The sequence below is a fragment of the Enterobacter sp. UCD-UG_FMILLET genome (assembly GCF_000762975.1).
Taxonomy (GTDB): Bacteria; Pseudomonadota; Gammaproteobacteria; order Enterobacterales; family Enterobacteriaceae; genus Enterobacter; species Enterobacter dykesii.
This window is the reverse complement of the sequence record NZ_JRJC01000050.1, coordinates 43,236-49,235: the sequence shown is the minus strand read 5'-3', so window position 1 is coordinate 49,235 and position 6,000 is coordinate 43,236. Positions and strand designations below refer to the sequence as shown.

General features: G+C 38.1%; 5 protein-coding genes. 4 read left to right on the top strand and 1 reads right to left on the bottom strand.

Annotation, left to right across the window (positions count from 1 at the left end; genetic code table 11):
- On the top strand, positions 1 to 213 hold a 213-nt coding region (locus LA04_RS22585; protein ID WP_047653283.1), incomplete at its 5' end, for an IS3 family transposase.
- Positions 214 to 365: 152 nt separating this feature from the next.
- Here LA04_RS22585 and LA04_RS22580 read toward each other — a convergent pair.
- Entirely contained in the window at positions 366 to 923 is a 558-nt protein-coding gene (locus LA04_RS22580; RefSeq protein WP_047653282.1) for a recombinase family protein, read from the bottom strand.
- Between the two features lie 236 nt (positions 924 to 1,159).
- Here LA04_RS22580 and LA04_RS22575 point away from each other — a divergent pair, with 236 nt between their 5' ends.
- From LA04_RS22575 to LA04_RS22565, 3 genes are all read left to right on the top strand, one after another.
- Entirely contained in the window at positions 1,160 to 3,424 is a 2,265-nt protein-coding gene (locus LA04_RS22575; protein WP_047653281.1) for an AAA family ATPase, read from the top strand.
- Complete coding sequence (locus LA04_RS22570; RefSeq protein ID WP_047653280.1) at positions 3,421 to 5,259, top strand: UvrD-helicase domain-containing protein; 1,839 nt, start codon at positions 3,421 to 3,423, stop codon at positions 5,257 to 5,259. Before LA04_RS22575 ends, LA04_RS22570 begins: the two co-directional genes overlap by 4 nt.
- Before the next feature lie 163 nt (positions 5,260 to 5,422).
- Positions 5,423 to 5,755 carry an NIPSNAP family protein gene (locus tag LA04_RS22565; protein WP_001261100.1) on the top strand — a complete coding sequence of 111 codons (333 nt, stop codon included), beginning with the start codon at positions 5,423 to 5,425 and terminating at the stop codon, positions 5,753 to 5,755.
- Positions 5,756 to 6,000 lie beyond the last annotated feature (245 nt).

Genomic DNA, 6,000 nt, shown 5'->3' with positions numbered 1-6,000 from the left:
ATGAGCAGGCGTGGCAACTGCTGGGATAATGCGGTGGCCGAATCGTTCTTCAGTTCGCTGAAAAAAGAGCGGATCAGAAAACGCATCTATAAAACCCGGGATCTGGCCCGGGCCGATATCTTCGATTACATTGAAGTGTTCTACAACCGGGCCCGGCGCCACAGTCACCTCGGCGGCCTCAGTCCGGAGGCCTTCGAACAGGCCTCATCGTGAGGACAGAATTTGTCTACGGGCGTGGGGTCAGTCCACCTCGTCGATCTTCTTTGCTGCTCTAACCGGAAACGGTGTCACAATCTTTCTTTCGTTTTGAATCTCTCACGCTAACCAACCCAAAACTCGGGGTTGGAATGAAAGTTTAGAAGCATTTAAAGCAGCGCGGCTATAGTCGCTCTGGAAACACCGTATTCACGCGCTAACGCACTGATACTGGTCCCGCTATTTTTTTTCTCTATAATCGCCCTACGGGCTTCTGGTGCGATTTTCGATGGTCTGCCCAGCTTCTTTCCTTCAGCTTTTGCTCGTGACAGCCCCGCCTGAGTGCGTTCAATAAGTAGGTCACGCTCCATTTCCGCAACGGCTGCCAGCATAGACAACAGAAGCTTACCGGCAGCAGAAGTGAGGTCAGTAGTTCCAAGCTGGTGGACGATCACCTTGATATTACGCTCTGCCAGTGCCCTGACCGTCTGGAGAACATCAATCGCATCACGTCCCAGACGGTCTAGTTTTGCAACTACCAACGTTTCACCATCGCGAATTTTGCTAAGCATTTCAGAAAACGCTTTACGTTGCATAGCCGGAACCTTCCCACTGACAATATCGGCAAACCAATAGTCAATTTGCCACTCAGCTTGCTCAAGCTCCAGTCGCTGGTTCTCAGTATCCTGCTGCGTTGTTGAAACACGCCCGTAGCCAAAAGTAGCCATTGTTATCTCCCCATCTGACCCCTGCCAGAAAACGAGGCCAACATTAGGATGGCCTGTCAGAAAAGCCAAGGCTATTTTTCCAACAGTGTGAAGGCGTGCGATTGGGAGGTGCCAGAAAACGGTCGATTTCTTACATCATGGTTTCTATTGACTACACAATCAAAGTGGTTATGTTCTAATCGAAACGTAAAAATTTCTTTAGCACAGCAAAATAATTTCATAAGGATATTATTAATATGAAAATAAATTTCATTGAAATTAAGAATTTCAGAAAGTTGAAGTCTGTCCGCATAGATATTGCAGAAAAAACCACTCTCTTTGTTGGTGCTAACAATAGCGGTAAAACGGCTGCAATGGAGGCCTTAGGACATTTCCTCGTTGATGCCTCGCGGTTTAGCGTAAATGATTTGACACTTTGCAATTGGGCAAAAATAAAAGATATCACTGAACAATGGTTAACTGAGGAAAATATAGACCTTGCTAAATCACAGGAAGCTTTCTCAGATCTTTTTCCTTGCATGGATATTTGGATCGAAGCGAAAGAAAATGAGCTCCAATATGTCAATCATATACTACCAACGTTAGAGTGGAATGGAGGTTTAATTGGAGTAAGACTGAGATATGAACCCAAGAAATTTGATGTTTTCTTTGAGGACTTCATATCTTCCCGCCAAAATTCATTAGATATACACGACCGAATTTCTGAGCGGATTGATAAAGAAAATTACACAATAGCATTGTGGCCTAAAGATATTTATGAATATCTTTCAAGAAAGTTGAACTCAATGTTTACAATCAAGTGTTATAGCTTAGATCCTTCGAAATTAGAATCATCTGATAATGGTATAGCCAACCCCCAAAGAATAGACAGTCAGCAAACATTACTTGATGGCATACCTCTCAAAGATCTAATAAGAATTGATGAGATCAATGCACAACGTGGCTTTGGAAGCCCCTCTGCTGCCGACAAAGAGAATAGCAAATTAAACACACAGTTGAGAGATTATTATTCGAAACATCTTAATCCAATAGAAAGCCCTGAACTATCAGATATCGAAGCTCTACAAGCCATTCGTGATGCTCAGGATACATTTGATGAAAGATTAAAAAACTGTTTCTCTCAAGCCATAAAAGAAGTTGAAGGCCTCAACTATCCAGGAGTAACTGATCCTAAACTAAAAATCTCTACAAAAATAGAACCAATTGATGGCTTAAATCACGACTCAGCAGTTCAATATGAGTTAACTAATGCTCTAAGCAATGTATCTTTAGACTATTTAAGATTGCCAGAGAGTTACAATGGACTAGGTTATCAAAACTTAATCTCAATTGCATTTAGACTAATGGGGTTCAGAGATAGTTGGATGAAAGTTGGCAAAGCTACAAATAAAAAATTAGCAGACGACAATCAAGAGGATTTTCCAGCCCCCCTGCATTTGGTTTTGATTGAAGAACCTGAAGCTCACTTGCATGCACAAGTGCAACAAATCTTCATTAGGAAAGCATATGATATATTGAGGAATCATAATAATTTAGGCGATAAAGAAGAGCTTCATACACAACTCATTATAAGCACACATTCGAGCCATATTGCCCACGAGTGTAAATTTTCTTCTTTACGATACTTTAGAAGAATTCCTGCTTGTAAAGAACATGAGATCCCTGTATCAACAGTAATCAATCTTTCCAATGTTTTTGGTGTAAATGATGATACGGAAAAATTTGTAATAAGATACCTAAAGGCAACACATTGTGATTTATTCTTTGCAGATGCAGTAATTCTTGTTGAAGGCCCAGTCGAGAGGATTTTAGTTCCTCACTTAATTAGAAGACACTACCCTTTCTTAAATCAAAGCTACATTACCTTATTAGAGATTGGTGGTAGCCATGCCCATCGACTAAAGAATCTGATTGTTAGTTTGAATCTTTTAACTCTAATTATTACGGATTTAGACCCTAAGGATTCACAAGATGGCAAGGTTAAGCCCTCTAAAAAAGGCAGCGGTTTCGTTACAAGTAATACAACGCTTGCAAGTTGGGTTCCAGAAGTTACCGGTGTCGATGAATTGTATAAACTCACGGAAGATAAGAAAGAAAAGAAATATAATGATTTCTTTTATGTTTACTCAGCTTTTCAGATTCCTGTTTTGGCTGCATTCAAAGGTGTTAACCAAGAATTTTTACCAAACACGTTCGAAGACTCATTAGTCTACAATAATCTAGATTTTTTCAGTAATCTTACTGGTAATGGTTTAGTGAAGAAATTCAAAGCATCAATTACTAATTGCAAAAATGCAGAGGAATTTGGAGAGGAATCATTTTTACACTTATCTAAAGGTAATAAAGCTGAATTTGCATTAGATATACTTTACCATGACGAAAGCGATAAATTAAACACACCTAATTATATAAGTAATGGTCTAAAGTGGCTCGAAGAAAAGATAAAAATAAAACAATTAGAGCTTGTTTCTGATTTAGCCAGTGATGGAGAAAACAAATGACTATCAAACAAACTGAGGAAATATTAGATTCTAATATACATAATTACTTAACGGGCACTCAAAAGCATAGTTTCCTTCTTTATGCTGGAGCTGGCTCTGGTAAAACCAGGACTTTAGTTAATGTTCTGGAAATGATTTTGAAGAGTCACTCAGAAGAGTTCAGGCTAAGAGGGAAAAGAATAGCCGTGATAACATACACCAATGCGGCTTGTGATGAAATAAAAAGAAGAGTTAAATTCAACAAATTAATAGATGTGTCTACAATTCATAGTTTCCTATGGGAGCTAATTAGGCATCACTCCAGTGATATAAAATCTTGGTTAATGGAAAACATTGCTGCGGAGATAGCTGATTTAAGGGACAAACAAAGCAGAACAACTAGAGTTTCACAAGCTTCTTTAGAAAGAGAAAGAAAGATAGTTTCCAAAGAAAAACGTCTGCAAAACTTATCAGATGTATATAAATTCACATACAACCCTACCGGGGATAATAGGACTAAAGACTCTCTAAATCATTCAGAAGTCATTAAACTCGGTTCTTATTTTCTAGATAGAAAATATACTATGCAGAAAATATTGGTTTATCGCCATCCAATTCTTTTAATTGATGAAAGCCAAGATACTAACAAACTGCTAATGAATGCATTACTCGAAGTTGAGAAAAATAACAGAGATACATTCTCGGTGGGTCTGTTAGGGGACATGATGCAAAGGATATACTCTGATGGTAAAAGTGATTTAGAGGCATGCCTTGACGAACACTGGAAAAAACCTGAAAAAAGCATTAACTATCGTTCTCCAAAAAGAGTGGTTGCTTTAATTAATTTAATTAGAAGTCAAGTGGATAATCATAAACAAAAGGCCAGAGAAGATGCCGAGGAAGGATATGTAAGAATTTTTATAAAAGAATGTCATTCTGATAATAAAGATAGAGATGAATCGTTTGTAAAAAAAAGAATGAGAGAAATTACTTTAGATGATGATTGGGAAAACCATGATTCATTAGTAAACACCCTAATATTAGAACATCATATGGCCGCAACACGTATGGGCTTTATAGACATGTTCACTCCTCTCTATCAAATTGAGCGATTAAAAACTGGGCTTTTAGAGGGCTCTCTGGGTAATATAAATTTCATTTGTGGAATTGTTTCACCATTAATATCCGCCTGTATTAAAAATGATACTTTTACTATCACTAACATTTTACGAACAAATGCACCCTTATTAAAAAGAGAACATCTTTTAAAAAACACAAATAATACCTCGCCACTTACACAGATCAGAAACTCTCTTGATATGTTAAAGAGTTTTATTTCTACAAACCCCGAGCTTATCACAATTAATTTACTACATAAGATAAATGAAATAAAATTACTTGACGTCCCAGATTCTATACAAGAAATCCTAGAAAGTAACGATAACTCACAAGATGATATCATTGAAGCTTGGCAGAAAGCGTTTAGCTCTCCATTATGTCAATTTGATAAATATTATAATTATGTCAAGGGGAAGACAAACATCGATACTCATCAGGGAGTTAAAGGTCTAGAATTTCCTCGTGTTCTAGTTTTAATTGATGATTCTGAGGCTAAAGGTTTTATGTTTAGTTATGACAAACTTTTCGGTGTTAAAGAAAAAACCAAAACTGATTTAGATAATGAGAAAGAAGGTAAAGATACCAGTGAAGACAGAACTAGAAGACTATTTTACGTCACATGTAGTCGAGCACAAAAAAGCCTCGCCATTCTTGCTTATACAGATAATACAGAAATGCTAAGAAAAAACCTATTACATAAAGGATGGTTTGATTCGAGTGAAATAGAAATAATTTAATTAAAAGCAGTAATAGGATATTTTAAAGTGAACTGACATCATAAAAATGTTGGTTCACTTAATACGAACCATCGGTAAGAAACAAAAGTTGGTGTTGAATAATATGTCCACTTATACATCTTGTTATTTTATGCACATAGCCGAGCATTAATGGAGAATAAAATTGAGAACCGTCGAAATACTGCAATACACCTTACGCAAAGGCAGCGGTGCCGCTTTGCATGCCATCATGCAGGAAATCAGCGTTCCCCTACACCGACGCCACGGGATCGACGTTGTTTCGTTTGGCAACTCGCTTCATGACCCGGATTGCTACTACCTGATTCGCGCCTTTGACAGTGCTGAAAGCATGACTACGATTCTTGAAACTTTTTACGCAAGCGATGACTGGCGCAGCGGCCCACGCGAAGAGATTATTCGCAGCATCGAAACCAGCATTAAAACAGTGATGAATCTACCATCAGAAAGCGTGGAAGGTCTGCGGTTGCAATCATAGGTTACATAGCTTCACCAGACGCGTTTTGAGCGTCTCCAAATTTGGCACTATTAAATACACTACTTTTAAAGAAAAAACGCGCAGAGAGCATCCTGGTGCTCTTGAAACAATACTTCAGCTAGTGACCGCCTCTATGACTCGGTGGGTTAGCATAGTCACCAGTAGGCGGTATGTTTGACCTATATCACGATTAGTATGAGTAAAAATGTAAACTTTTCTCAAATACAAGTAACTTCATAACTGCT